This window comes from Roseateles sp. P1_C1_2 (assembly GCF_056406535.1).
The window spans coordinates 1-26,420 of sequence record NZ_JBFUAB010000037.1; the positions used below are offsets into that span (position 1 = coordinate 1).

Sequence of the window (26,420 nt, forward strand, 5' to 3'; positions counted from 1 at the left end):
CCACCATCCAAGCAAAAAGGCCCGTGTCGGTGACACGGGCCTTTTTCATTTCGAGCGCGCCGGGGGGAATTGAACCCCCGTTTGAAATCAGTTGAAGCCTTGTCCTCGGATCAGGCCAACGGCCAGGCCTTCGATGCTGAAGCTCTCGCTGTGTTCGTTGACGAGGATGGGCTCGAAATCGGCGTTCTCGGGCAGCAACTGGATGCCCTCAGGCCCGCGCTTGAAGCGCTTGACCGTGACCTCTTCGCCCACTCGTGCCACGACGATCTGGCCGTTGCGGGCTTCCTTGGCCGACTGCACGGCGAGCAGGTCGCCGTCGAGGATGCCGATGTCCTTCATGCTCATGCCCTTGACCTTGAGCAGGTAGTCGGGCTTCCTGGCGAACAGGCCGGGCTCGACGGTGTAGGTCTGCTCGACATGCTCCTGCGCGAGGATGGGTGCGCCGGCAGCCACACGGCCGATCAGGGGCAGTGTCAGCTGAGCGAGACTGGGGATGGGCAGGCTGAACTGGCGGGCGCGGTTGACGGCGTTGAGGATGTCCGATTTCAAGCGGATGCCGCGCGAGGTGCCGCCGATGAGTTCCAGCATGCCCTTGCGGGCCAGGGCCTGCAGATGTTCCTCGGCCGCGTTGGCGGACTTGAAACCCAGTTCGGCGGCGATCTCCGCGCGGGTGGGCGGCGAGCCGGTGCTTTCGATCGCGTTGCGCACCAGGTCGAAGATCTGCTGCTGTCGGGCGGTAAGCTTGGGACGGTCTTGCACGGGCGGCCTTTTGAGTGGCTGGAAATTTGTCCAGCACCTGTATTTTCATCCAGGAATCCAAGAAATTGCAAACCCTTGATCGTCTGATCGTCATTCTGGGCACCGGCGGCACGATTGCCGGCACTGCGAAAACCGCCAGCGACGGGGTCGGCTACACGGCCGCGCAACTGAGCGTCGAGGATTTGCTGGCGGCAGTTCCGGCGCTGTCGGGGCAGAAGCTGGAAGCGCAGCAACTGGCCCAACTGGACAGCAAGGACATGGATTTCGCGACCTGGCAGCGGCTGGCAACGGCCGTGCAGCAACAGCTCGACCGGCCCGAGGTCGCCGGCATCGTCATCACCCACGGCACCGACACGCTGGAGGAGACGGCCTATTTCCTGCACCGTGTGCTGTCACCCGCCAAGCCCGTCGTGCTGACGGCAGCGATGCGTCCGGCCACGGCGCTGGCACCGGACGGCCCGCAGAATCTTTTCGACGCCGTGCAGGTGGCCGCGACGCCGGATGCCCGCGGTGTCGTCGTGGCCTTCGCCGGCCGTGTGCATGACGCGGTCCAGGTGCGCAAGACGCACAGCTATCGCGTCGACACCTTCGAATCGGTCGATGGGGCCGTGGTGGCGCGGGTGGAGGAGGGCAGCGTGCGCCAGCTGGGCCGCTGGCCGGTGTGCGAGGCCCAGGGCCTGGCGCGTATCGCAGCGCCTGCCGAGCGCTGGCCGCGCGTCGAGATCGTCATGAACCATGCGGGCGCCGACGGCACTGTCGTGCGTGCCCTGTGGGCGAGCGGCGTCGACGGCTTGATCGCCGCGGGCACCGGCAACGGCACCTTGAGTCGCGGCCTGGATGCGGCCCTGCGCGAAGCTCAGGCGGGGGGCGTCAAGGTGTGGCGCAGCACGCGCTGCGATGCCGGCCCGGTCATGGATCTGCCCGGCCTGCTGCCCAGCGCGGGTGCGCTCAGTCCGGTCAAGGCCAGGATAGAGATGATCCTGGCCCTGCTTGGCGAAGGCTGATCAGCCGCGGCGGCGGCGGGCGATGAAGCCTATGGCGCCGAGGCCGGCGAGCAGCATCGCGACCTGGCTGGGCTCCGGCACGGCGGCGATGGTCTGGTTGACCAGATTGCCCTGGAAGGCGAAGACGTAGAACTGGTTGCCGTAGGCCACCGGCGTGGCGCTGCCGTTGGGCAACACGTTGCCCAGGAAGTCGTTGTCGTTGGACAGGTACAGCGTGTGCATCGACTTGCCATTGACCATGACGTCTTCGCCGAAAGCGATGCCTTCGAGCTTGGACGGCACCATGGCATCGGAGAGGCCCGCGGCGTTCATCGCGGCCTTGATGTCGAGGAAGCGGGTGCCGACGATGGCCGTGCCGGGCTGGGTGCGCAGGTCGGCGATGCCGCTGACGTCGGTCGCGCCGGTCAGGTCGATCTTGATGAGCTGCTTGACCACGGCCTTGGAGCCGGGCGAGCCGTCGCCCAGGCCCTTGCCATCGCGCTCGAGCACGACGAGTTCGTGGTCGTTCAGTGCCAGCAGTTCGCTGCTGTTGTAAGCCTTGCCGTTGATCTGGTTGTCGAAGGCGAACTGGCTGACGTTGCCCGTGGCGATGTCGATCTTGACGATGCGGTTGTAGCGGCCGCCGTCGCCGCCGTCCTGGATCAGCGGGCTTTGCATGAAGCCGAACAGCGTCTTGCCGTCCGGCGAGATGGCCAGGCCTTCCATGCCCTTGTTGGTGACGCGGCCGGAGGTGTTGCCGGAGATCTCGGTGTTGACGGACGGTGTCTGGTTGGAGATGGCGAAGCTGTTGGGCAGGCTGAAGGTGCGGATGCGCGCGCCGGTCGCGCGGTCGAACTGGTAGACGTAGGGGCCGTATTCGTCAGAGACAAAAACGCTCTTGCCGTCGTTGGAGACGCGCATGCCTTCAGGGTCGAGGCGGGCGTTGTTCGGGTTGGTGGACAGGCCGGTGGCGAAGTTGTCGGAGCGGCCGGAGAAATATTGGGTGCTGCCCGACGCCAGCGTGTTGCTGTTGACCAGGCCGGTCAGCGTCGGTGCCGTGGCGCCATAGCTCAGGGCCGTCGGGCTGGACAGCAGCGTGGTGGCTTTCAGCGTCGTCTGCAGGGTGTAGGGCAGGGGGCCGCTGGGCGTGGCGACCAGGTTGAGCTGCAGCGTGTGGAAGCGGCTGATGAAGGAAGTGGTGTTGTCGACCGTGGCACCGAACGCGGTGTCGGTGAGCCAGGCGGCGGCGTTGGGGCCGCGGTCGGGCAGGGCCAGGAAGGTATTGCCACCGGCCCAGGCGAGAGCGGAGCCGACGCCACCAAGCTGGTTCGCCGCGAGGCCGCTTTCCAGCGAATAGTTCAGGCCGGACAGGTCGCTCACGGAGCTGCTCAGCGAGCCCATGCCGATCAGCACCGGCTCGGCCGCACGGGATGGGGCGGCGAGGGCCAGCAGGGCGCTGGCGAGCACGGTGGGAATGAGGCTGGGGCGCATCGCGGGTCTCCGGAGTGTTTGGAAAACCCGCGATGCTGGCCGGCGCGTGTGACGCCGGCGTGACGTCCGTCTTAGACGATGGTCAGCGAGACGTCGACGTTGCCGCGCGTGGCGTTCGAGTAGGGGCAGACCTCGTGGGCCGTGGCCACCAGGGCTTCCAGCGCGGCGCGGTCCATGCCGGGCACGGAGATCTTCATGTCGACCTGGATGCCGAAGGCGCCCGGCTTGTTGGCGTGCGGGCCGATGGCGACGTCGCTGGTGATCGAGACCTCGGCGGGCAGGGCGATCTTCTGCTTGCCGGCAACGGCCTTCATGGCGCCGATGAAGCAGGCGGAATAGCCGGCCGCGAACAGCTGCTCGGGGTTGGTGCCCGGGCCGCCGGCGCCGCCCAGTTCCTTGGGCGTGGACAGCGTGACGTCGATGGCGCCGTCAGACGACTTGGCGGTGCCGGCGCGGCCACCGGTGGCAGTGGCGGTGGCGGTGTAGAGGGCTTTTTCGATGGCCATGGTGGGCTCCTTTGGGGTGGTGGGGTGGTGGGGTGGGGAAGAAATCAGGCGGCCGCGTCGGCAGCCCGGTTGAGTTGCTGGCGCAGCTGCGTGAGCCGCTGCGTCAGCGCGATGACCTCGTCCAGCTCGCAGGCGCTGGCGCAGGCGAGGTGGCTGGGGATGTCCAGGGCGAGCTCGCGCAGCTTGCGGCCCTGGGGTGTGAGGAAGATGTCGACGCGGCGCTCGTCGTCGCTGGCGCGGCGGCGTTCGATATGGCCCAGGGCTTCCAGGCGCTTGAGCAGCGGCGTCAGCGTGCCCGAGTCCAGCGACAGCCGCTGGCCCAGTTGCGACACGCTTGGGCCCTCGACCTCCCACAACACCAGCATGACGAGGTATTGCGGATAGGTCAGGCCGAGCGGGGCCAGCAGGGGCTTGTAGATGCGGGTCATGGCTAGCGAGCTGCTGTACAGCGCGAAGCACAGCTGGCGGTCCAGCTGCAGCCATTCACCGCGGGGATYGGCGGTGGGGGAGGGGGTCTTGCTGCGTGCCATGGCCATTAATGTAGTTCGCAATTCAATTGCACACAAGTTAAATGGTCTTTTGAGCGACACCGGACGCTAGGGTGATCTGAGACGATGCGCCACCCCTATCAAAGAACGAGGAGAGAGACGATGCAGATGGTCGCAATCGTGCTGGCGGCGCTGGTGGCGCTGCTGCACCTGTACTTCCTGGTGCTGGAAATGTTCTTCTGGACCAAGCCGCTGGGCCGCAAGGCCTTCGGGCTGGACAAGGACTTTGCCGAGCGCAGCAAGGCGCTGGCGGCCAACCAGGGCCTCTACAACGGCTTCCTGGTGGCGGGCCTCGTCTACGGGCTGATGCTGGGCGCCGCGGGTGCGGGCAAGCCCTGGCTGGTGTTCTTCCTGGGCTGCGTCGTCGTGGCCGGCGTGTTCGGCGCGGCCACGGCGTCCAAGAAGATTCTCTACGTGCAGGCGTTGCCGGGCGCGTTGGCGCTGGCAGCCGTCCTGTTCAGCTGAGACTCAACTCAGCGCTTCGATCTGCTCGCCCAGCTCCAGCCAACGCATTTCGTCGGCTTCGAGCTGGTCGCTGATCGCCTTCAGCCGCTTGCCCATCTCGGCGATGGCCGAGGCAGCGGCGCCCTCGGCGAGTTGAGCCTCGATCTCGGTGCGCTCGGTAGCGAGGGCGTGCATGCGCTTGTCGATCTGCTCCATCTCCTTGCGCAGCGGGCGCGTCTGCTCGGCCAGCTTGGAGCGAGCCTGGCCTGAAGCCTTGCGGTCCTCGCGCGGCGCAGGAGCCGGAGCGGGAGCAGCCACCACCGCCTTGGCGGGCGCAGGGGCGGCGGCCCCCTTCTTGGCCGCACGGGCGGCTTCCTTGCTCTGGTCGAGCAGCCATTTCTGGTAGTCGTCCAGGTCGCCGTCGAAGGGCTTGACGACGCCATCGGCCACCAGCCAGAACTCGTCGCAGACCTCGCGCAGCAGCGCGCGGTCGTGGCTGACCAGCATGACCGTGCCCTCGAACTCGTTGAGCGCCATCGACAGCGCCTCGCGGGTGTTCAGGTCCAGGTGGTTGGTCGGCTCGTCCAGCAGCAGCAGGTTGGGGCGCTGCCACACCAGCATGGCCAGCACGAGTCGCGCCTTTTCGCCGCCGGACAGGCTGCCGACCTGCTGGTTGACCATGTCGCCGGTGAAGCGGAACTGGCCGAGGAAGTCGCGCAGCTCCTGCTCGCGTCCGGCCGGGCCCACCTCGCGGGCCAGTCGCACCATGTGCTCCAGCGGGCCTTCGTCCAGGCGCAGCACGTCCAGCTCCTGCTGGGCGAAGTAGCCGATGGACAGGCCCTTGCCCTGCGTCAGCTTGCCGGCCAGCGCGGGCTGGGTGCCGGCGATGGTCTTCACCAGCGTCGATTTGCCCTGGCCGTTGGCGCCGAGGATGCCGATGCGCTGGCCAGCCAGCACCGAGCGGTCGACGTTGCGGACGATGGTGGTCGTGCCGTAACCGGCCGACATCTCGTCGAACATCAGCATCGGGTTGGGCAGGTTCAGCGGCTCGCGGAACTCGAAGTTGAAGTCGGCGGATGCCAACACCGGCGCCAGCCGCTCCATACGCTCCAGCGCCTTCACGCGGCTCTGCGCCTGCTTGGCCTTGCTGGCCTTGGCCTTGAAGCGGTCGATGAATTTCTGCAGGTGAGCGACGCGGTCCTGCTGCTTGGCGAAGGCCGCCTGCTGCAGCACCATGCGCTCGGCGCGCTGGGTCTCGAAGCTGGTGTAGTTGCCGCCGTAGCGCACCAGCTTGCCTTCATCCAGATGCAGGGTGACCTTGGTGATGGCGTCGAGGAATTCGCGGTCATGGCTGATGATGATCAGCGTGCCGTCATAGCGCTGCAGCCAGGCTTCCAGCCAGACCAGGGCGTCCAGGTCCAAGTGGTTGGTCGGTTCGTCCAGCAGCATCAGCTCGGCCGGGCACATCAGCGCGCGGGCCAGCTGCAGGCGCATGCGCCAGCCGCCGGAGAAGCTGTTGACGGGGGCATCGAGCTGCTCGGTCTTGAAGCCCAGGCCCATCAGCAGCGCCTGGGCGCGCGAGCGGGCGTCGAAGGCGCCGACGTCGGCCAGCAGCGCGTGCGCATCGGCCATCGCGTGGCCGTCGTTGGCCGCTTCGGCGGCCTCCAGCGCGGCGCGGGCGGCCATCAGGGGCAGGTCGCCCTCGAGCACATAGTCGGTCGCACCGTCCTCGGTCTCGGGCATGTTCTGGGCGACTTCGGAGCGCCGCCAGTGCTTGGGCACCTCGACCTCGCCCTTGTCATTGCCCAGGCGGTGCGTCAGCAGCGCGAACAGGCTCGATTTGCCGGCGCCGTTGCGGCCGACGAGGCCGATCTTCTCGCCGGGTTGCAGCGTGGCGGAGGCGTTGTCCAGCACCACCTTGACGCCGCGGCGCAGCGTGATGTCGCGCAGCGTGATCATTGCAGGGCCTCCTTCGTGACCAGGAGGACTTGGTCGGCGCCCGAGGAAGTTTCCATCCAGACGACTTCCAGCTGGGGGAAGGCGGCCTCGAAGAAGGGGCGTTCGTTGCCGATCTCCAGCACGAGCACGCCGTCGTCGTTCAGAGCGGCGGGCGCGGCGCGCAGCAGCTCGCGGATGAAGTCCATGCCGTCGCTGCCGCCGGCCAGGGCCAGCTCGGGCTCGGCCAGGTACTCGGCGGGCAGGGCGGCCATGCTCTGGCTGTTGACGTAGGGCGGGTTGCAGAGAATCAAGTCGTAGGGTCCTTGGGCGCCGGCCAGGCCGTCGCCTTGCAGCATGCGGATGCGCAGCGCCAGGTTGTGGCGCTCGATGTTCAGTTTCGCGACGGCCAGCGCGTCGGTGTCGATGTCCAGTGCATCGACCTCGACATCCGGCCAGGCCATCGCCGCCAGCACGGCCAGGCTGCCGTTGCCGGTGCACAGGTCCAGCACGCGGCGGCTGTCGGGGTGCAGCCAGGGGTCGATGCTGGCGTCGGCGATCAGCTCGGCGATGAAGCTGCGCGGCACGATGGCGCGTTCGTCGATGGTGAAGGGCACGCCCTGCAGCCACGCCTCGCCGGTCAGATAGGCGGCGGGCTTGCGGGTGGCAATGCGCTCGTCGATGAGCACCACGACCGAAGCCAACTCGGCCACGGTCAGCTCGCGCTCCTCATGCTCGTCCAGCGCGTCCAGCGGCAGGCCCAGGCGCCACAGCGCCAGCCACATGGCCTCGTCGAACGCGTTCGTCGTGCCATGGCCAAAAAACAAGCCCGCCTGGGTGAGGCGGGCGGCTTGGGATTCGATGCAGTCGATCAGTTTCAAGAGCCGCGGACGTCCAATGTGATTTCGGTGAAGCTGGCCTCGTCGCCCGCTTTCTCTTCCTTGCGCGGCGCGGTGGCCAGGCGCTGGCCCGGTGCTTCGTTCTGCAGCCGCCACAGCAGGTTGGTCGGCGAGTCGGCAAAGGCCAGGCCTTCCTCGCGGGTGATGGTGCCGTCGGTGATGAGCTTGGCGAAGTGCTCTTCGTAGGTCTGCGAGCCCTCGGCGATGGACTTCTCCATGGCCTCCTTCACGCCGGCGAAGTCGCCCTGCTCGATGAGCTCGGACGTCAGCTTGGTGTTGAACAGGATCTCGACGACGGGCACGCGGCCGCCGGCCGTGGCGCGCACGAGGCGTTGCGACACGATGGCCTTGAGGCCGGCCGCCAGGTCGTTCAGCAGCGCCGGGCGGGACTCCGGCGTGTAGAAGGACAGGATGCGGTTCAGCGCGTGATAGGTGTTGTTGCCGTGCAGCGTGGCCAGCACCAGGTGGCCGGACAGTGCATAGCTGATGGCCGCCGTCATGGTGTCGCGGTCGCGGATTTCGCCGATCAGGATGCAGTCCGGTGCCTGGCGCAGGGCGTTCTTCAGCGCGATCTGCAGCGTGGCCGTGTCACGGCCGATCTCGCGCTGGTTGACGACCGAGCGCTTGTTGCTGAACAGGTATTCGATCGGGTCCTCGATGGTGAGGATATGCCCCGTCATCGTCTGGTTGCGCATCTCCAGCATGGACGCGAGCGTGGTGCTCTTGCCGGTGCCGGTGGCGCCCACCATCAGGATGAGGCCGCGCTTCTCCTTGATCATCGTGCCGAGCACGTCGGGCAGCTGCAGGCTGTCCAGCGTCGGGATGTCATGCGGGATGTGGCGGAACACGCCGGCAATCGAGCCGCGTTGGCGGAAGCCCGACAGCCGGAAGCTGCCCACGCCGCGCACCGACACCGCCATGTTCAGCTCGCCGGTGTTGTCCAGCTCGGCCAGCGACGTCGGGTCGATGACCTCGGCGATGAGCTGGCGCGGTTGCGGTGGCGTCAGCAGCTGGTCCGACAGCTGCACGGTCTGGCCGTTGATGCGGATCAGCACCGGCATGTTGGCAGACAGATAACAGTCCGACGCACCCTTGTCGGCCATCAGCCGAAGGATGCGTTCCATGTTGCCGGCGCTGGGTCCCGTCATGATCAGGCCCGCAGCAGTTCGTTGATGCTGGTCTTGGAGCGCGTCTGGGCGTCGACGCGCTTCACGATGATGGCCGCGTACAGCGAGTAGCGGCCGCCGTCCTTGGGCAGGCTGCCCGAGATGACGACGGAGCCGGCCGGGATGCGGCCGTAGCTGACGGTGTCGGTGGCGCGGTCGTAGATCGGCGTGCTCTGGCCGATGTAGACGCCCATCGAGATGACCGAGTTCTCCTCGACGATGACGCCTTCGACGACCTCGGAGCGGGCGCCGATGAAGCAGTTGTCTTCGATGATGGTGGGGTTGGCCTGCAGCGGTTCCAGCACGCCGCCGATGCCGACGCCGCCGGAGAGATGCACGTTCTTGCCGATCTGCGCGCAGGAGCCGACGGTGGCCCAGGTGTCGACCATGGCGCCTTCGTCGACATAGGCGCCGATGTTCACGTAGCTGGGCATCAGCACGACGTTCTTGGCCTGGAAGCTGCCGCGGCGCGCGACGGCCGGGGGCACGATGCGCACGCCGCTGGCGCGCAGCTGTTCGTCACTCCAGCCGGCGTACTTGGTGGGCACCTTGTCGAAGAAGGTCAGTTCCTTGTCGCCCATGATGCGGTTGTCGTTCAGGCGGAAGGACAGCAGCACGGCCTTCTTGACCCACTGGTGCACCGTCCACTGGCCGACGCTCTCGCGGGTGGCCACGCGCAGGCGACCGGCATCCAGCTCGGCGATGACATGCTCGACGGCCTGGCGCAGCTCGGGCGCGTTGGTGGGGTCCAGCGCCGCGCGGTTGTCCCAGGCGAGGTCGATCAGGCTTTGCAGTTCAGCGGTGTTCATGGGAGAGATTTCGTGAAGGAGACGATGCGGCGGGCGGCTTCAAGGCATTCGGCCTCGTCGGCCACGAGCGCCAGGCGGATGCGCCCGGCGCCGGGATTGCTGCCATGAGCCTCGCGAGCCAGCAGGCTGCCCGGCAGAACGGCGAGATTGTATTGAGCGAGCAGCTCCTGGGCGAAGCGCACGTCGTTACCGCCTGGAACAGCCGCCCAGAGGTAGAAGCCGGCATCGGGCAGGGCGACGTCCAGCACGCCGGCCAGCGGCGGCGTGACCTCGGCGAATTTGCGGCGGTAGCGGGCCCGGTTCTCGACGACATGGGCCTCGTCACCCAAGGCGGCGATGCTGGCGGCCTGCACGATGGGGCTCATGGCGCTGCCGTGATAGGTGCGGTAGAGCAGGAACTTCTTCAGCAGGGCCGCGTCGCCGGCCACAAAGCCCGAGCGCAGGCCCGGCACGTTGGAGCGCTTGGACAGCGACGTGAAGGTGATCAGGTTCTTGAAGTCGCTGCGGCCCAGCTTGGCCGCCGCTTCCAGGCCACCGAGGGGCGCCTCGTCACGGAAATAGATCTCCGAATAGCACTCGTCCGATGCGATGACGAAGCCATGGCGGTCGCTCAGCTCGAACAGGGCCTGCCATTCGGACAGTGGCATCACGGCGCCGCTGGGGTTGCCTGGGGAGCAAACGTAGAGCAGTTGGGTGCGCGCCCAGGTCGCCTCGTCGATCTGGTTCCAGTCGACGGCGAAGTTACGCGCCGGGTCGGCGTTGGCGTAAGCCACTTCGGCACCGGCCAGCAGGGCGGCGCCTTCGTAGATTTGATAGAAGGGATTGGGGCAGACGACGGTCGCGCCGGGGCGGCTGGAGTCGATGACGGTCTGCGCGATGGCGAACAGGGCCTCGCGCGAGCCGTTGACGGGCAGCACCTGCGTGGCTGGGTCCAGTGTCAGGCCGTAGCGGCGCGAAATCCAGCCGGCGATGGCCTCGCGAAGCGCTGGCGTACCGGCGGTGGCCGGATAGGCCGCCAGGCTCTTCATCGAGGCATTGATGGCCTCGGCAATCAGGGCCGGTGCCGCGTGGCGCGGCTCTCCGATGCCCAGAGAAATAGGCGCGAGATCGGGATTGGGTGTGATGCCGGCGGTCAATTCGCGCAGGCGCTCGAAAGGGTAGGGGTGCAGCCGGTCGAGCCGCGGATTGACGGGGAAACTCATGCAGGCATGATAGGGCGCGGCCCGTGATCTGCAGCCTGGGGAGGCATGAAGATGAAGCGCTGTTGGCTGGTGTGTGCGCTGCTTGCCGCAAATGGCGCAGCCCTGGGTCAGGCGACCTGCCAGAAGGTCGTCGTGACGGCCGACCCCGAGTACCCACCCTATGCCTGGCATGACGGACAGACGCTGCGCGGCGCCAGTGTCGACGTCGTGCTGGCGGTGCTGCAGGCCATCAAGCTGCCCTATGAGCTGCGCTATGTCGGGCCCTTCGTGCGCGTGCTGCAGAACGCCCGCATCGGCGAAGTGGACATCGTCACCGAGCTCAAGCGCAATGCCGAGCGCGAGCAATACCTGGCCTTCGCCGACACGCCCATCTTCACCAACCCTTCGTCGGTGTTCGTGCGCGCCGGGCAAAACCTGAAGTTCACCAAACGCGAAGACCTGCGCGGGCTGCGCGGCGGTGTCACCCATGGCACGCGCTTCGGTGATGGGCTGGACGAGTACATCGAGGCCAATCTCAATGTCGAGATGGGGCCGGGCATCAAGGAGAACTTCCTGAAGCTCGATGCCGGCCGCATCGACTACTTCATCTCGCCTCACTACCCGGCGCTGTCGCATCTGATCATCAGCGGCAACGAGGGCAAATTCGTTGCGCTCAAGCCTCATGTGGCTGAGGCGCTGAACTATGTGGGCTGGTCACGGCGCAGCGCCTGCCTGGGGCGGCTGCAGGAATTCGACGCCATGCTCAAGCGCTATCTGTCGACGCTGAACGCGGGGCGCATCGTTGACGACAACCAGGACGCCTGGCGGCGCAACCCCGTCATGAAACGCTGATCAACCCAGCATGCCCGACTCGAAGCCGTGGGCCGGCAGGTCCACGCGCGGCGCCGGGGTCCAGCCCGGCTTGCGGTGCTCGGCCACGACATTCGTGTAGATGCCGCCGCGCACATACCACTTGGCCGTGATGCGGATGAAGCGCGGGTCGGTGACCTTGACGATGTCGTCGAGGATGGTGTTGGTGACCTTCTCGTGGAAGGCGCCCTCGTTGCGGTAGCTCCAGAAATACATCTTCAGGCTCTTGAGCTCCACGCAGAGCTCGTCCGCAATCATGTCGATCGTGAAGTGGGCGAAGTCGGGCTGGCCGGTCAGCGGGCAGTGGCAGGTGAATTCGGGCACCTGGAACTGGATGACGTAGTCGCGCTCCGGGTTGGGGTTCGGAAAGACCAGGATGTCCTTGCTGGGCTTGGTCGGCGGGTTCTTGGGCACCTCGCGCATCTTGGGCTTGTTCTTCTTGGCGGCGGGGGCGGAGGCGGACTTCTTGGTAGCCATGATGCAGGGTCAATCGGAGAGGGTGCGAATGCTATCATCCGACCCCGTCGAAGCGCCCATTGAAGGCGCTTTTCTTTAGCCAAATCAAGGGCTTACGTCCGAGCTACATGCGGCTGAATTCGATCAAGCTGGCCGGCTTCAAATCCTTCGCTGAACCCACGACCTTCCAGTTGCCCGGGCAACTCGTCGGCGTCGTGGGTCCCAACGGCTGCGGCAAGTCCAACATCATGGACGCGGTGCGCTGGGTGCTGGGCGAGAGCAAGGCCAGCGAGCTGCGTGGCGAGTCCATGCAGGACGTCATCTTCAACGGCTCGGGCAACCGCAAGCCGGCGGGTCGCTCCAGCGTCGAACTGGTGTTCGACAACCAATCGGCGCGTGCCGGTGGGCCGTGGAACCAGTTCAGCGAGATCGCCGTCAAGCGCGTGCTGACGCGTGACGGCACCAGCAGCTACTTCATCAACAACCAACCAGTGCGCCGCCGTGACGTGCAGGACGTGTTCCTGGGCACCGGCCTGGGGCCACGCGCCTACGCCATCATCGGCCAGGGCACCATCTCGCGCATCATCGAGAGCAAGCCCGAAGAGCTGCGCCTCTTCCTCGAAGAAGCGGCCGGCGTGTCCAAGTACAAGGAACGCCGCCGCGAGACCGAGAACCGGCTCAAGGACACGCGCGAGAACCTGACCCGCGTCGACGACATCCTGCGCGAGCTGAATGCCAACCTCGAGAAGCTCGAGCGCCAGGCCGAAGTTGCGGCCAGCTATCGCAATCTGCAGGACAGCGGCACGCTGAAGCTGCACCAGCTGTGGTTCCTGAAACTGCGCGACGCCGGCAACGAGGCGACGCGCGTGAAGGCGGCGCACGCTGAAGCGCTGACCGCGCTGGAGTCACGCACGGCCGAGCTGCGCGCCGTCGAGGCCACGCTGGAAGAGGTGCGCCAGTCGCACTACGCGGCCGGCGACGAACTGCATGCCTCACAGGGCCGCTTTGCCGACGCCCAGCTCGAGGTGAGCCGGCTGGAGGAGCGCATCCGCTTCGTCGTCGAAAGCCGCAACCGCGCGCAAGCCCGCCTGGCCGAGCTGCACACGCAGGACGGCCAGTGGCGCGAGCGCGTCGAGCAGGCCAAGGCCGAGCTGGAAGGCATCGCCGAGCAGATCGCCGGCGCTGACGAACAGAGCGAGATCCTGGCCGCCCAGGCCGAGGAGCAGCAGGCCCAGCTGCCCCAGAGCGAGGACGCCGTGCGCGCGGCCCAGGTGCGGGCCAACGAGCAGCGTGCCCTGGTCGCCCAGGTGCAGCAGCAGATCCAGGTGCTGGCCGCCGAAAGCCGCAGCGTGGACGAGCAGGTCAAGGCGCTGCGCCAGCGCGAGGACAAGCTGACGGCCGAGTCGCGTGCCCTGGGCGCGCCCGACCACGAGGCGCTGCAAGCCCTGCGCGAACGCAGCGCCGCGGCCGACGAGGCGCGCGACCTGTCGGATGCGCGCCTGCAGGAACTGGCCGAGCAGCTGCCCCAGCTCGAAGAGCAGCGCCGCAACGCCCAGCAGGACACCAATGCCCAGCTTGCCAGGCAGTCCGAACTCACCGCGCGGCTGGAAGCGCTGAAGGCGCTGCAGGAAAAGGTCCAGACCGAGGGCAAGCTCAAGCCCTGGCTGGCCAAGCATGGCCTCGATGGGCTGCAGGGCCTGTGGACCCAGCTGCACATCGCTCAAGGCTGGGAGAACGCGCTGGAGTCCGCGCTGCGCGAGCGCATGGGCGCCTTGAGCGTCGGCCGGCTGGACACGGTGCGCGCCTTCGAGGCCGACGCACCGCCGGCCCGCCTGGCCTTCTATTCGACGCCGCCCGGCGCGATCGCCAACACGCACGAGACCCTGCCCAAGCTCAGCGAGTTGCTGCGCCTCAACGACGCCGGCTTGAGCGCATTGCTGAACGACTGGCTGGAAGGCGTCTACACCGCGCCGACGCTGGATGAGGCGCTGGCCGCACGCGGCAAGCTCACTCACGGCGAGCTGATCCTGACGCCGGCAGGCCACGCCGTCGGCCAGTTCTCGGTCACCTTCTACGCGCCCGACTCCGAGCAGGCCGGCCTGCTGGCCCGGGCCCAGGAGATCGAGCAGCTGACCACGGCCCAGCGCGCCCAGAACCTGATCGCCGACGAGGCGCGCCTGTCGCTGAGCCGCATCGAGCACCAGTTCAACGACGCGAACGGCCGCCTGACGACGCTGCGCCGCGAGGCCAGCGAGGCGCAGACCCAGGCGCACCAGATCCATGTCGAGCTGCTGCGCCTGACCAGCCAAGCCGAAGCCAGCCAGCAGCGCCGCAGTGCGCTGGACGCCGAGCTGGCCGAGATCGCCGGCCAGCAAGAGGCGTTGCAGGAGCGCCGCGCCGTCGGCGAGGCCCGCTTCGAGGAGCTGGACATCCAGCTCGGCGACGCCCAGCAGCGCCATGCCGAACTCGAAGACGGCACCATCGCCGCCGAGCGCAAGCTGGCCGACGCCCGCGAGCAGCTGCGCGCGCTGGAGCGTCGCTCGCAGGAAGCCCGCTTCGCCACGCAGACGCTGGCCGCGCGCCGCGGCGAACTGCAGCGCGGCATCGAGACCGCCGAGGCGCAGATCGCCACCGTGGCCACGTCGGCCGCCAGCCTGCAGGGCGAGCTGGACACGCTGAACGATGCCGCCGCCCAGGCCGGCTTGCAGGACGCGCTGGCCATCAAGGTCGAGCGCGAGCAGGCCCTGGCCGCCGTGCGCGCCAACTACGACGACCTCAGCTTGCGCCTGCGCAAGGCCGATGAGCAGCGCATGACCTTCGAGCGCAGCCTGGACCCGCTGCGCGAGGCCATCACCAAGCTGCAACTCGAGGAGCAGGCCGCCCAGCTCGGCGGCGCCCAGTACCGCGAGCAGCTCGAAGCGGCCGCCGTCGACCTGGAGGCGCTGGCCAAGTCCATCGAGGACGGCGCCGTCAAGCTCTACGGCCTGCAGGGCGAGATCGACCGCATCAACCGCGAGATCGCCGCTCTGGGTGCCGTCAACCTCGCCGCGCTGGACGAGCTGACCGCCGCGCGCGAACGCAAGACCTTCCTCGACTCCCAGTGCGCCGACCTGAACTCGGCCATCAAGACGCTGGAAGACGCCATCCACAAGATCGACCTCGAAACCCGCGACCTGCTGGGCTCGACCTTCAACCAGGTCAACGACCACTTCGGCCGCATGTTCCCCGAGCTCTTCGGCGGCGGCGAGGCGCGTCTCGTCATGACCGGCGACGAGATCCTGGATGCCGGCGTGCAGGTCATGGCCCAGCCGCCGGGCAAGAAGAACAGCACCATCCACCTGCTGTCGGGTGGCGAAAAGGCGCTGACGGCGATCGCCCTCGTGTTCGCCATCTTCCAGCTCAACCCGGCGCCTTTCTGCCTGCTGGACGAGGTCGACGCGCCGCTGGATGACGCCAACACCGAGCGTTATGCGCGCCTGGTCACCAAGATGAGCGCCGGCACGCAATTCCTCTTCATCTCGCACAACAAGATCGCGATGGAAATGGCTGAACAACTGATTGGCGTGACCATGCAGGAGCAGGGCGTGTCGCGCATCGTCGCGGTCGACATGGACAAGGCGCTGGCCATGGCCGAAGCAGCATGATGAGCTTGACCCTCACTGAACTCCTCGCCATCGCTGGCGGCGCGGTACTCGCCGGCGTCGTGGCCCACGGTGCCTGGCAGGCGCGCAAGGCCGGCCCCAAGCGCGCCGTGCCGCCGTTGGAAGAGCCGCACTTCGATGCGCCGCCCGTGACGGCGGAGGCGGCCGCCGAGGCCGAGGCGCTGGAGGCGACGCTGCCGGCCGTGGCACGCACGCTGCGCCGTCCGTCCGCCCGCATCGACGCGCTGATCGACGCCATCGCCACCATCACCGTCGAGGGCCCCGTCTCTGGCGAGATGGCCCTGCAGCACCAGCCCGGCAGCCGCCGCGCCGGCACCAAGCCGCTGCAGATCGAAGGCCTGAACGCCGAGACCGGCGACTGGGAGCTGCCCGCCCCCGGCCAGCGCTACAGCGAGTTCCAGGCCGGGCTGAAGATGGCCAACCGCAGTGGCGCCCTCAACGAGATCGAATATTCCGAGTTCGTGCAGAAGATCCAGGCCTTTGCCGATGGCGTGGGCGGCTTCGTGCAGTTCCCCGACATGCTGGACGTCGTCGCCCGTGCCCGCGAGCTGGACCAGTTCGCCGCCAGCCACGATGCCCAGCTCGCGCTGCTGCTGCGTGCCAAGGCCGCGGCCTGGACGCCGGGTTTCGTGCAGCAGGCCGCGGGACGCCATGGCTTTGTCGCCGGCGCACTGCCGGGCCGCCTCGTCATGCCGTCGATCGAGGAGGGCGCGCCCCCGGTGTTGACGTTGCAGTTCGACGCCCAGGCCGCCCTGGCCGAGGACCCCGAGGCGCTGTCGCTGCGCGAGCTGACGTTGGCGCTGGATGTGCCGCAGACCGCGGCCGAACAGGAGCCCTTCGCCGCCTGGCAGGAGGCCGCCCGCTCGCTGGCCCGCGACCTCGAGGCCGAAGTCTGCGACGACCGCGGCCAGGTGCTGGGCCTGCATGCCTTCGCGTCCATCGACGTGGAGCTGAAGAAGCTCTATCTGGCCTTGGCCGAGCGCGACCTGGCCGCCGGCTCGCCCGCCGCGCGGCGCCTGTTCAGCTGATCGCGTGACTTTGGCCGCGCAAACTGCGTGGTCTAGCTGACCATCCGAAAGGCGAAGCTTCTAAAGTCTGTGCGTCCCACGGCTCGACAAGCCCGATGCGCAGCGGCTTCCCCCCAGTTTTCAGTCACTCCTGTTTTTCAGCCGCCCGCTTGCGGGTGCTGGGAGGGCTGTTGGCGCTGGCGCTACTGGGCGGGCCCTGCCATGCCGCCCCCGCCCCGACGCTTGCCCAGCAGATCGAGGCCATCGAAGCGAGGCATGGCAGCGAGCCGCCCGAGGTGGTGGCGCGCCTGCGGCCGCTGGAAGCGCAGGCCCGGGCCCTGGGTGGTGACAACCTGCGCGTCTTCCTCGCCGCCTGGGGCTATGCCCATGGCCTGATGGACCAATTCACCGTCGTCGATGCGGCGACGACCGAGCTCATCGACCTGGGCGAACGTGAAGGCAATGCCGCGGCCATGGCCTCGGCCTATGCGCTGCGCGCGACCGTGTTGTTCTCCTCGGGACGTTTGAACGCCGCCTACGGCTGGGTGAACGAAGCCCTGCCCTGGGTGGAGAAGACGCAGGACGAGCCCCTGCGCTACTGGGTTTTCATGACGGCGGGCAATCTGAGCCTCGCGTCCGGGCATTTGCCGGAGGGCCTGCGCGCCTACGCAGCGGCGAGCCGGTCGGCGCAGGCCCAGTCCAACCCACGGCGCGGGGCACAGGCCCACAACGCGATGGCGCCCATCCGCCTGGCCCTGCACGATGTCGATGGTGCCCGTGCTGACGCGCAGCAGGCCTTCCACATGGCCGAGGCCGCTGGCAGCCTGTCGTCGCAGCTGGCCGCCAAACTGATCGAGTCCCTGGTCGAAGAAGAGGCGGGTCGCGGCCCGGCTCGTGATCAGGCCCAGCAGCAGGCGCGCCGATTGGCCGCCAGCATCGAGTCCTTGGCGGCAGCGAGTGCGGCCAGCGCGAGTCCGGCCTCGGGCGGAGCGACGTGGTTCAGCACCCAGGCGGAGGTGGTGCAGGAGCTTGCCGACCTGCATCTGAGCGCGCACAACTTCGGCCTTGCCCAGGGCTATGCCGAGCGTGCGCTGAAGCTGGCCCGGCAGGAAGGCGACGACGAGGCCGTGGCCGTGGCCACCATCAGCTCCGGGCTGGCGCGGCTCGGCCTGCGCCAGAAGGCCGCCGGCGAACCCTTGGTGAGCCAGGGCCTGGCAGCGCTGGAGAAGCAGGGCCGCAAGCAGCGCCTGATGGAGCAACTGAACCGCCATGCCGACCTGTTGGAAGCCCTGGGCGATGTGGCCGGCGCCGTGCGCCAGTCGCGCAAGGCCTTGGCGCTGGAGACCGAGTTGCTACGCAATGACCGCGTCAGCACCGTGCTGGAACTGCAGCGCCGCTCCAGCTTCGAGCAGAACCAGCGCGCCCTGGAGGCCCTCAGGCATGACAACGAACTGCAGGCCAGCCAGCTCGAGCGCCACAGCAGCGAAAGGCGCTTGAACCTGGGCCTGGGCCTGGCCATGCTCGTCGTCGTGCTGCTGACGGTGGCCTTGTACCGCCGCGCCCGCAAGGCCAACCGTGCGCTGCAGGCCCACAACGCCGAGCTGGCCCATGTCGGCCTGCACGACCGCGTGACCGGCCTGCCCAACCGGCGTGCGCTGGAGCAGCGGGCCCGGGAGCTTGGCAACCAGAGCTTCATCGGCCTGGGCATCGCCATCAACCGCTTCGGCCGCATCATGGGCAGCCTGGGCCATGCGGCGGGCGACGAATTGCTGTGCCAGGTGGCAGCACGGCTGAAGGCTGTCATCGAGGCCGCAGGCGGCCGCCTCTACCGCATGGACGGCCTGTCCTTTGGCGCCATCGTGCCTGTCCTGGGTGGCGACGCCGCCTTGCGCGGCCTGCTGGACCAGTTGCTGGAGGTGATGCAGCCCGTGTTTGAAGTGCAGCGCCAGCAGCTCGCCGTGACGCTGAGCATAGGCGCCGCCGAATACCCGCGTGACGGTGCGCAGACGGCCGACATCGCCAAGGCCATCCAGCTCGCCATGCGGCAGGCGCAGGGCCAGCCCGGCAACAGTGCGGTGGTCTTCACCCAAGGCCTGCTGGACAACCAGCAGGACCGGCTGCAGCTGGAGGCCCGCCTGTCGCAGGCCCTGGAGCGTGGCGAGCTCGAACTCTTCTACCAGGCGCAGTGCGATCTGCGCACGCGCAAGCTCTCTGGCTTCGAGGCCCTGCTGCGCTGGCGCAGCCCCGATGGCCTGATCCCGCCGGACCGCTTCATCCCGCTGGCCGAGGAATCCGGCCTCATCGTGCCCATCGGGCGCTGGGTGCTGCTGCAGGCCTGCCGCCAGGCCAAGGCCTGGCATGACAGCGGCTTGGGCAGACCCATCGTGGCCGTCAACATCTCGCCGCGGCAGTTCCAGCATCCTGAGTTCATGGCCACGGTGCACGAGGCGCTGGACAGCACCGGCATGAACCCACGCTTCATCGAGCTGGAGATCACCGAGGGTGCCATGATGGACGACGCCGAGTCCACCATCGCCAAGATGGCCGAGTTGCGGGCACTCGGCCTGCATCTGGCCATCGACGACTTCGGCACGGGCTATTCCAGCCTGGCTTACCTGAAGCGCTTTCCCATCAACCGCCTGAAGATCGACCGCGCCTTCGTGCGCGATCTCGGCCATCACGAGGGCGGGGCGGCCATCGTGCAGGCCATGATCCAGTTGTCGCACAGCTTGGGACTGACGGTTGTGGCCGAGGGCGTCGAGGATGCCAGCCAGGAAGCCTGCCTGCGCGGCTGGCAATGCGATGTCATGCAGGGCTTTGGCTATGCGCGCCCGGTGCCGGTGGCCGACGCGACGGCCTTCATGGAGAAGTGCAGCCGGGCGGCCGAAACCGCGGCATAAACTGCCCATCTGTCCAGATCTCGGTATCGGCGTTTGACCACCAGCCTGCTGCTGATTGCCCTCCTCATCGCCGCCAGCGCCTTCTTCTCGATGGCCGAGCTGTCGCTGGCGGCCTCGCGCCGGCTCAATCTGYAGCAGCGTGCCGATTCAGGCGATGCCCGCGCTGCCAAGGTGTTGGCCGTGCAGGAGCACCCAGGCGACTATTTCACCGTCGTGCAGATCGGCGTCAACACCGTGGCCATCCTGGCCGGCATCGTGGGCGAGGGCGCCTTCACGCCTCATTTCGAGAGCGCGCTGCGTCTCGTCGTCGCGCCCGAGCTCGCCGCGACGCTGGGCTTTGCGGCCTCCTTCATCAGCATCACTTCGCTCTTCATCGTCATGGCCGACCTGGTGCCCAAGCGCCTGTCGATGAACGAGCCCGAGCGCGTCGCCATGGCCCTGGTCGGGCCCATGCTGACGCTGTGCCGCGTGCTGAAACCGCTGGCCTGGTTGTTCAGCGGCATCACCGAAGGCTTGATCCGCCTGCTCGGCCTGCCGGCCAAGCGCGACGAGACCATCAGCTACCGCGACATCCTGGCGCTGACCGAGGCCGGCTACCAGGCCGGTGTCGTCGCGGACGAGGAGCAGCAGGTCATCGCCAACGTGTTCGAGCTGGACACGCGCACCGTCGAGACCGTGATGACGGAGCGCGAGCGCATCGTCTTCTTCTCAAGAGACGATGACGACGTGCTGATCCGCAACCGCATCGCCGACACACCGCACTCGACCTATCTGGTCTGCGACGGCGATGTCGACCAGGTCGTCGGCTATGTGGACGCGACCGATTTGTTCCAGCGCGTGCTGCGCGACGAGCAGCTGTCGCTGCGCGAGGATGGCGGTGTGCTCGTCAAGAAGGTGCTCATCGTGCCGGACCGGCTGACGCTGTCCGAGATGCTGACGCATTTCCGCGAGGCCCACGAGGACTTCGCCGTCGTCGTCAACGAGTACAGCCGCGTGGTGGGCGTCATCACGCTGAACGACGTCATGAACACGGTGATGGGCAGCCTCGTGGCGCCGCACGATGAAGAGCAGATCGTGCGCCGCGAGGATGGCTCCTTCCTGGCCGACGGCATCACGCCCATCCCCGATGTTGAGCGTTCGCTCGGCATCGAGGGCTGGCCGCATGCCGGCACCTACGACACGCTGGCCGGCTTCCTGATGGTCATGCTGCGCCGCATCCCGCGACGCACCGATGTCGTCGAATGGGAAGGCTGGCGCTTCGAGGTCGTCGACGTGGACAGCTACCGCGTCGACCAGGTCATGATCACGGCCGTGGCGCCGGCCGCCAGAAACTAGTCAATCCACCGCGAATTCGGCCGTCCATTTGCCGTCGGCAAGGCTCAGGATGTTGCCGCCGCGCGCGACGCAGAACCTGGCCCGGTGTGAGGCATCGGGAAGCGCCGCCACGCAGCCCACCGGCGCGTCGACCGCCTTGGTCCAGCTGTCCTTCGTGCGGTCGTATTGCAGCAGTTCGATCACGCCCGAGAAGGCTCCCGTGTTCCAGCGCACGGCCTGGCCGTTGTCGGCGTCGGTGAATCTAATGTCCATGATGACGTAGGGCGGGTTGTCGGCCTTGCGCCAGCTGCCGCCATGGTCGGTGGACACATAGAGCTTGGAGAAGGCGCCCCTGATGCGGTAGGCGGCCAGGGTGCCGTTGCCTGGCGCGACCTGAAACCCCGACACATCGGTGTCGGGCCCGACGGACTGCCACTGCTGCGTAGCGAGGTCCAGGCGCCACAGCTTGGGGTAAGCGTTGACGTAGAAGTAGTTCCCGAATGACGCGGCGCCCGGGCGGACCAGGGGCTCGGTCTCCACCGGGAACTCGCGAAGCTTGGCGAGGTCGCTCAGGTCTGCGGCACGGGCCGCATGAACAACCATCTGATCCACGCTGCGCAGGCCGCTGCGCAGCACGATGCCCCGGGCGGTCGTGGTCAGCCATTGATCGCCCAGGCGCGAGATATCGACCACGGCAACACTTGGATCCAACGCGGCAGCCGCCTTCCAGGTGGCGCCGCCGTCCGAACTGCTGCGCACCATGCCGTTCTCGAAGCCGGCCAGCAGCTGGCCTGCCGACGCCGCGACAGCGGTGATGGTGTGCAGGCTGCCGGTGTCCAGCGCGCTCCAGGTGCCGTTGGCGTCGCGCACCCGGATCTGGCCGAGGGCGGCGCCGAAATAGCTGCGCCCCTGCGCATCCATGACGAGCTTCTGGGTCAGCGGCGGCGTGGCGAGCTTGGCCAGGGCAGCGAACTCGTCCACGGACACCGCCTCGCGCAGCCGCTTGCCGATCGGGGCCGCGTTGGTGCGGGCTTCGTAGTACTTCAGCAGATAGGGAATGAGGCCGAAACGTTGGCCCGGGTCGAGCACGACTTGCGAGGGGGCCGGCACGCGCTCGACGCGCCAGGGCAGGGGGTCCCTGGACTGCAGCGACTGCAGTTCCGCGGCGGCGGCTTGTGCATTGCGCGCCGTCTCGGCGTTGTGCAGCGGCAGCAGGACCATGTCGTTGTTGCCAACGGGCACTGGCACCAGGCTGCCCATGTCGGTCAGCCGGCCCGCCATGACGGTGATCGTCGGGTAGGGCGGCATGAAGCCATCGCGCCATTTGTGCAGCCTGTAGTCACCCGCCGGCAACGCCATGCCCAGGGTGTGGCCACCGCGGCTGGCCAGCTTGGCGAGACGGTACTTGGCCTTGTCGTTTACAGACTCGAGCACCAGCGTGTCCGCGGGTTCGGCACCCGGCAGGCTGGCCAGTACATAGCCCTGGACGGAATCGGCCGCCTGGGCGACGTGACAGAAAGCGGCCAGCAAAAGAAGGCGGGCCCAGAAGGCGATCAACGGCATGGACAGACTCGGGTTGGGGGCTAGTGGTTCAGCGGCGGAACTGGCCAAGCTGCCAGGCTCGGCGCAGCATCCAGGCGCTGATGAGCAGGCAAAGCGCCAGGCTTGGAAGGGCTGCTTCGGCCCCGAAGCTTCCGCCGCTGAGCCAGTCAGGCCCGGTGATATGGGCGTGCATCACGGCTTTGGCCTCGATGCCTGACATGGGCACGTCGAAGAGGCCGGCCTGGGCATAGTTCCAGCCGAAATGCAGGCCGATGGCCAGCCAGAGCCGGCGCGTCAGCATGTAGGCCGCGGCAAACATCAGCCCCAGCCCCAAAGCCAGCGCCACCGAAGTGGCGAGCGTGGCGTTCGGATTGAAAAAGTGCATCAGTCCGAAGATCAGCGACGAGACAGCCAGCGCCACCCAGCTGCCCCAGGCTTGCTCCAACAGCCTGAAAAGCAGCCCACGCAGCAGGATTTCCTCGCAGACGGCCACGACCAGCATGGCCGGCAGCACGCCGGTGACGGCGGTCCGCCAGTCCGACCATCCCGTCACGACATAGTGGCCCGCCGCGGCCAGCAGGGCGACGTGGGCGACGATCAGCGCCATGGCCAGGCCCGCGCCGAGCGCAAATTCCTTGAACGCCGCCGGCCCTGCCACCTCGCTCACGCGCCGTTGCTCGATCCAGCGCACATAGCCGGCGTACAGCGCCACCATCAGCAGGCCCCGCAACACGTTGCCCAGACCACGCAGGCCTGGATCGGGCAAGGCCAGCGCCAGGGTCTTGGCGATCAGCACAAAAGGCAGGCCGATGACGAAGACGGCGAGCAAGAGGCGCAACAGCGGGCGCTGCTGCAAGCGGGCAGCAACAAGGCTCGGCTGAGCCGGATTCGAGGCGGACATGGACACGGCCAGCGGGCAGGATTTGGAGCCGGGAGGCTATTGGCTTACCGTACAAGCCGCCACCCGCCATCACGGATACCTGCCTATGCAAATGCGCATAGCGCGGCTGGATCCCCAGGAATTCGACTGGGTCCTGCTGCGCAGCTTTCTAGCCATCTACCGCGCCGGCAGCCTGGCTGCGGCGGCCCGCCAGCAGTCACTGCAACAGCCGACGCTGAGCCGCCATCTGATCGAGTTGGAATCTCAGCTCGGCGCGCAGTTGTTCGAGCGCAGCAGCCGCGGCCTGCATCCCACCGCCGCGGCTCAGCAGATCCTCGTCCATGCCCAGGCCATGGAGGAGGCCGCCCACCAGCTCTGCCTGGGCCTGGCCAGTCGCGGCGAGGCGTTGACCGGCACGGTGCGGGTCTACGCCACGCAGATGATCGCCACGACGCTGCTGCCGGATTTGCTGACGGGGCTGCTGCAGGCCTACCCGGGCCTGGAGATCGAACTGCTCGCCAGCGACACCTTGCCCGACCTCTTGAGCCGGGACGCCGACATCGGTTTCTGGATCAGCCCGCCCAAGCAACTGGACATCGTCAGCCGCAAGCTGGGCGAGTTCCGCATCGTGGCCTGTGCCAGCCAGGGCTATCTGGAACAGCACGGCGAACCGCTGGCCGTCGAGGATCTGGCGCGGCACCGCCTGCTGGGCAACGACAAGCTGGACACCATGACGCAGTGGTTCAAGCAGGTCGGCGTCCCGCTCGGGCAGCGTGAATTCGCGCTGCGCACCGATGACAAGGCGGCCTATCTGGGCGCACTCAAGGCAGGTGCGGGCATAGGCTTCGCGGCGAGCTATCTGCTCGCTGCAAACCCCGAGCTGCGGCCCGTGCTGCCTGGCCTGCCTCTGCCGCGCTTGCCGCTGTGGCTCAACACCCACCGAGAAATAGCCAGCAACCGGCTCATCAAGACGGTCTTCGACACCTTGGCCAGCGAGGTGGGGCTGCGGCTGAATGCATGAGCCGCAGCCCTGTTCGGCGCGTCAGAACTTGAAGTTGCCGTCACTGCGCGCCTGCGAACCGCTGGCACAGCTCGTGAACTCGCGGTTGCCGCTGCCGGTGGCCTGGTTGCTTTCCCAGACGGCTGACGAGCCGTTCCACTTCACGTATTTGTACTGAATCGCCGTGCCGGCGGGCAGGCTGACCGTGCCCGTCCACGGCACATTGGCGCCCGAGCCCTGGATGGTCAGCGCAAAGCCCGAGCCCGGCGCCCAGGCGCCGAGACCGGTCACGTTGCCGACGACGCGCAGGTTCTGGCCGCTGACGGTGTTCGCGTTGGCGATGGTGAAGGTCACTGAGCAAGTGCCGCCACCGCCACCGCTGGTCTTCTGGCCCGTGTAGATGGCCACGGCCGGCGTGGGGCTGCCGCTGTTGGCCGGCACGGTGATGTTGGCATTGCCGCTGGCGTCCACCGTCACCGAGTCGGCCGTGCAGCCCGTGCCGGCGGCGTTCTTGGTGCCGTTGATGACGTTGCAGTAGGTGCCGGCGGGTAGACCCGTGGCGAAGCTGCGCGTCCAGGCGCTGCCGCTGTTGTTCAGTGCCACGAAGCCGACATTGCCGCGGCTGAAGGCGACCTGGTTGCCGTTGTTGCCGACGATCCAGTTCTGCTGGGCCTGGCCGATGGACGCATTGCGAAAGGCCACCATATTGGCCAGCGGCGTCCAGCGGTGGGCGAAGTCCCACACCACGTTGATCTGCGGCGTGCCGCCGCTGTAGGGGCTGGCGCTCGGGCGGTCGGCGCCGGTGTCGGTGAACTTGAAGCCCGAGTAGAGCTGGGCCTCGCCATACCCTTGCGCCAGCATGAAGACATGGGCCAGGGTGTAGCGCTGGCCGCCGGCATCGGCGCCGCCGTTGTTGTTGATGTTCAGTGAACCGCCATTGCGCTCGGTGTCCCAGTTGGTGACAAAGATGGTGGCGTTCTGCGGCTGGATGAAGCCCCAGCTGCCGCCCCAGTTGCCCCAGGTGCCCATCACGCTGGGGATGCTGGCGAGGTTGAGGCCGTTGTTGTTGCGGAAGACGTCGCGCATCGCCGACGTGAACTGGAACTCGTTGAGCGTGCCGACCGGGAAGTAGCTCGGCCGGTCCACCTCACCGTCGTTGATGATTTCCTGCGTGACCCAGATCGGCTCGCCCTTCAGCGTCGTCGGGTAGGCGGCCTTGACGGCGTTCATGATGGACGTCCAGGCGCCGGCCGGCATGTGCTTGGAGGCGTCGATGCGGAAACCGTCCACGCCCAGGGCCAGCAGGGCCTTCAGGTAGTTGACGATCTGGCCCTGCACATAGCTGCTCTCGGTGGCCAGGTCGGGCAAGCCGCCGAGGCGGCAGTTCTGCACATTCCAGCGGCCCGACGGCGTGTTGTAGTCAGCGTCGTTGATGTTGCAGTTGGCGTGGAAGTCGCTGGCGCTGAAGAAGGGGTAGGCCAGCGTCGCGGCATTCCAGGTCGAGCCGTCGGTGGCCGTGCCGCTGCCGTCAGCCATCTGGTTGACGACGATGTCGGCATAGACGCGCACACCGGCCATGTGGCAGGTGTTGATCATGGCCTGCAGCTGGGACGGCGTGCCCATGCGGCTGGTCAGGTTGGTGTAGTTGACCGGCTGGTAGACACCCCACCAGCCGTTGGCGTTCTTGGACGCGCCCGGCGGCGAGATCTGCACGCCGCCGAAGCCCTTGGGCCCCAGCCATTGGGTGCATTCGGTGGCGATGTCGTTCCAGCTCCATTCGAACATCTGCACCGAGGTGGAGTTCGGGTTCAGCGCCAGGGCAGGGGGCGCGAAGCTGGCCAGGGCGGCGCTGGCGGTCAGCGTCAGGGCATGGATGAGCCGGCGGCTCGGGTGCGGCAGCAGGGGCATGTCTTGTCTCCGGTGTTGATCGACCGCCGCCCTCGTCATGGGGCGGCTGGGTTCGGCCAATCGACAACAAGCCATGGCCGCCTTTCCTGCTTCGGGAAAGTGGTGCGACTCTAGACAGTCGACTCAACAAAGTGCGTAGGAAAACTACTTATTCTTCGGA

At 67.5% G+C, this 26,420-nt stretch carries 21 protein-coding genes; 8 read left to right on the forward strand and 13 right to left on the reverse strand.

Going from position 1 to position 26,420, the window contains the following annotated elements; translation table 11 throughout:
* Nucleotides 1-87: 87 nt before the first annotated feature.
* Nucleotides 88-759 (reverse strand): transcriptional repressor LexA, encoded by a 672-nt coding sequence (gene lexA / locus AC1D2H_RS28495; RefSeq protein WP_477929766.1) that lies wholly within the window; start codon nucleotides 757-759, stop codon nucleotides 88-90.
* A gap of 65 nt (nucleotides 760-824) precedes the next feature.
* Between lexA and AC1D2H_RS28500 the strand changes: the two genes are divergently transcribed.
* The gene (locus AC1D2H_RS28500; protein ID WP_478013215.1) at nucleotides 825-1,763 is read left to right on the forward strand and encodes an asparaginase; all 939 of its coding nucleotides are present in this window, start codon (nucleotides 825-827) and stop codon (nucleotides 1,761-1,763) included.
* Here AC1D2H_RS28500 and AC1D2H_RS28505 read toward each other — a convergent pair whose 3' ends face one another.
* From AC1D2H_RS28505 to AC1D2H_RS28515, 3 genes are all read right to left on the reverse strand, one after another.
* On the reverse strand, nucleotides 1,764-3,233 hold the full coding sequence (locus tag AC1D2H_RS28505) for an esterase-like activity of phytase family protein (RefSeq protein WP_478013216.1): 1,470 nt from the start codon (nucleotides 3,231-3,233) through the stop codon (nucleotides 1,764-1,766).
* Nucleotides 3,234-3,304: 71 nt separating this feature from the next.
* Complete coding sequence (locus AC1D2H_RS28510) at nucleotides 3,305-3,739, reverse strand: organic hydroperoxide resistance protein (protein ID WP_477929760.1); 435 nt, start codon at nucleotides 3,737-3,739, stop codon at nucleotides 3,305-3,307.
* A 44-nt stretch (nucleotides 3,740-3,783) separates the two neighbouring features.
* Entirely contained in the window at nucleotides 3,784-4,269 is a 486-nt protein-coding gene (locus tag AC1D2H_RS28515) for a MarR family winged helix-turn-helix transcriptional regulator (protein ID WP_478013217.1), read from the reverse strand.
* A 120-nt stretch (nucleotides 4,270-4,389) separates the two neighbouring features.
* Here AC1D2H_RS28515 and AC1D2H_RS28520 point away from each other — a divergent pair, with 120 nt between their 5' ends.
* Nucleotides 4,390-4,752 carry a DUF1304 domain-containing protein gene (locus AC1D2H_RS28520; protein WP_478013218.1) on the forward strand — a complete coding sequence of 121 codons (363 nt, stop codon included), beginning with the start codon at nucleotides 4,390-4,392 and terminating at the stop codon, nucleotides 4,750-4,752.
* A 3-nt stretch (nucleotides 4,753-4,755) separates the two neighbouring features.
* Here AC1D2H_RS28520 and AC1D2H_RS28525 read toward each other — a convergent pair whose 3' ends face one another.
* The 5 genes from AC1D2H_RS28525 to dapC are packed head-to-tail and all read right to left on the reverse strand — an operon-like array spanning nucleotide 4,756 to nucleotide 10,742.
* Complete coding sequence (locus AC1D2H_RS28525) at nucleotides 4,756-6,690, reverse strand: ABC-F family ATP-binding cassette domain-containing protein (protein ID WP_477929754.1); 1,935 nt, start codon at nucleotides 6,688-6,690, stop codon at nucleotides 4,756-4,758.
* On the reverse strand, nucleotides 6,687-7,547 hold the full coding sequence (prmB, locus tag AC1D2H_RS28530; RefSeq protein WP_478013219.1) for a 50S ribosomal protein L3 N(5)-glutamine methyltransferase: 861 nt from the start codon (nucleotides 7,545-7,547) through the stop codon (nucleotides 6,687-6,689). The genes AC1D2H_RS28525 and prmB overlap by 4 nt, the downstream gene beginning before the upstream one ends.
* Nucleotides 7,544-8,713, reverse strand: a complete 1,170-nt coding sequence (locus AC1D2H_RS28535; RefSeq protein ID WP_477929750.1) for a PilT/PilU family type 4a pilus ATPase — start codon at nucleotides 8,711-8,713, stop codon at nucleotides 7,544-7,546. Before AC1D2H_RS28535 ends, prmB begins: the two co-directional genes overlap by 4 nt.
* Nucleotides 8,714-8,715: 2 nt before the next feature.
* On the reverse strand, nucleotides 8,716-9,540 hold the full coding sequence (dapD, locus tag AC1D2H_RS28540) for a 2,3,4,5-tetrahydropyridine-2,6-dicarboxylate N-succinyltransferase (RefSeq protein WP_457394597.1): 825 nt from the start codon (nucleotides 9,538-9,540) through the stop codon (nucleotides 8,716-8,718).
* Complete coding sequence (dapC, locus tag AC1D2H_RS28545) at nucleotides 9,537-10,742, reverse strand: succinyldiaminopimelate transaminase (protein ID WP_478013220.1); 1,206 nt, start codon at nucleotides 10,740-10,742, stop codon at nucleotides 9,537-9,539. The genes dapD and dapC overlap by 4 nt, the downstream gene beginning before the upstream one ends.
* A gap of 51 nt (nucleotides 10,743-10,793) precedes the next feature.
* Between dapC and AC1D2H_RS28550 the strand changes: the two genes are divergently transcribed.
* Entirely contained in the window at nucleotides 10,794-11,573 is a 780-nt protein-coding gene (locus AC1D2H_RS28550; RefSeq protein ID WP_478013221.1) for a substrate-binding periplasmic protein, read from the forward strand.
* Here the strand turns inward: AC1D2H_RS28550 and queF are convergent, their stop codons facing one another.
* The gene (gene queF / locus AC1D2H_RS28555; RefSeq protein ID WP_477929942.1) at nucleotides 11,574-12,014 is read right to left on the reverse strand and encodes a preQ(1) synthase; all 441 of its coding nucleotides are present in this window, start codon (nucleotides 12,012-12,014) and stop codon (nucleotides 11,574-11,576) included. It lies immediately after the preceding gene.
* A 161-nt stretch (nucleotides 12,015-12,175) separates the two neighbouring features.
* On the opposite strand from queF, the gene smc reads away from it, so the two are divergent.
* From smc to paeA, 4 genes are all read left to right on the forward strand, one after another.
* Nucleotides 12,176-15,691, forward strand: coding sequence for a chromosome segregation protein SMC (gene smc / locus AC1D2H_RS28560; protein WP_478013222.1), 3,516 nt, complete (start codon nucleotides 12,176-12,178; stop codon nucleotides 15,689-15,691).
* A complete protein-coding gene (locus tag AC1D2H_RS28565) occupies nucleotides 15,688-16,737 on the forward strand; it encodes a cell division protein ZipA C-terminal FtsZ-binding domain-containing protein (RefSeq protein ID WP_478013223.1) in 1,050 nt (349 codons plus the stop codon). Before smc ends, AC1D2H_RS28565 begins: the two co-directional genes overlap by 4 nt.
* 170 nt (nucleotides 16,738-16,907) lie before the next feature.
* Entirely contained in the window at nucleotides 16,908-19,616 is a 2,709-nt protein-coding gene (locus tag AC1D2H_RS28570) for a putative bifunctional diguanylate cyclase/phosphodiesterase (RefSeq protein ID WP_477929740.1), read from the forward strand.
* A 33-nt stretch (nucleotides 19,617-19,649) separates the two neighbouring features.
* Nucleotides 19,650-20,951 (forward strand): polyamine export protein PaeA, encoded by a 1,302-nt coding sequence (gene paeA, locus AC1D2H_RS28575; protein WP_478013224.1) that lies wholly within the window; start codon nucleotides 19,650-19,652, stop codon nucleotides 20,949-20,951.
* Here paeA and AC1D2H_RS28580 read toward each other — a convergent pair whose 3' ends face one another.
* Together AC1D2H_RS28580 and AC1D2H_RS28585 are read right to left on the reverse strand one after the other, a co-directional pair.
* Nucleotides 20,952-22,493, reverse strand: coding sequence for a beta propeller repeat protein (locus tag AC1D2H_RS28580; RefSeq protein WP_478013225.1), 1,542 nt, complete (start codon nucleotides 22,491-22,493; stop codon nucleotides 20,952-20,954).
* A gap of 28 nt (nucleotides 22,494-22,521) precedes the next feature.
* The gene (locus tag AC1D2H_RS28585) at nucleotides 22,522-23,310 is read right to left on the reverse strand and encodes a lysostaphin resistance A-like protein (RefSeq protein WP_478013226.1); all 789 of its coding nucleotides are present in this window, start codon (nucleotides 23,308-23,310) and stop codon (nucleotides 22,522-22,524) included.
* A gap of 148 nt (nucleotides 23,311-23,458) precedes the next feature.
* On the opposite strand from AC1D2H_RS28585, the gene AC1D2H_RS28590 reads away from it, so the two are divergent.
* Nucleotides 23,459-24,373: a LysR family transcriptional regulator gene (locus tag AC1D2H_RS28590; protein WP_478013227.1), complete on the forward strand. Its 915-nt coding sequence runs from the start codon at nucleotides 23,459-23,461 to the stop codon at nucleotides 24,371-24,373.
* 21 nt (nucleotides 24,374-24,394) lie between these two features.
* On the opposite strand, the gene AC1D2H_RS28595 is transcribed toward AC1D2H_RS28590, so the two are convergent.
* Nucleotides 24,395-26,260 (reverse strand): carbohydrate-binding module family 20 domain-containing protein, encoded by a 1,866-nt coding sequence (locus AC1D2H_RS28595; protein WP_478013228.1) that lies wholly within the window; start codon nucleotides 26,258-26,260, stop codon nucleotides 24,395-24,397.
* Between the last annotated feature and the right edge of the window lie 160 nt (nucleotides 26,261-26,420).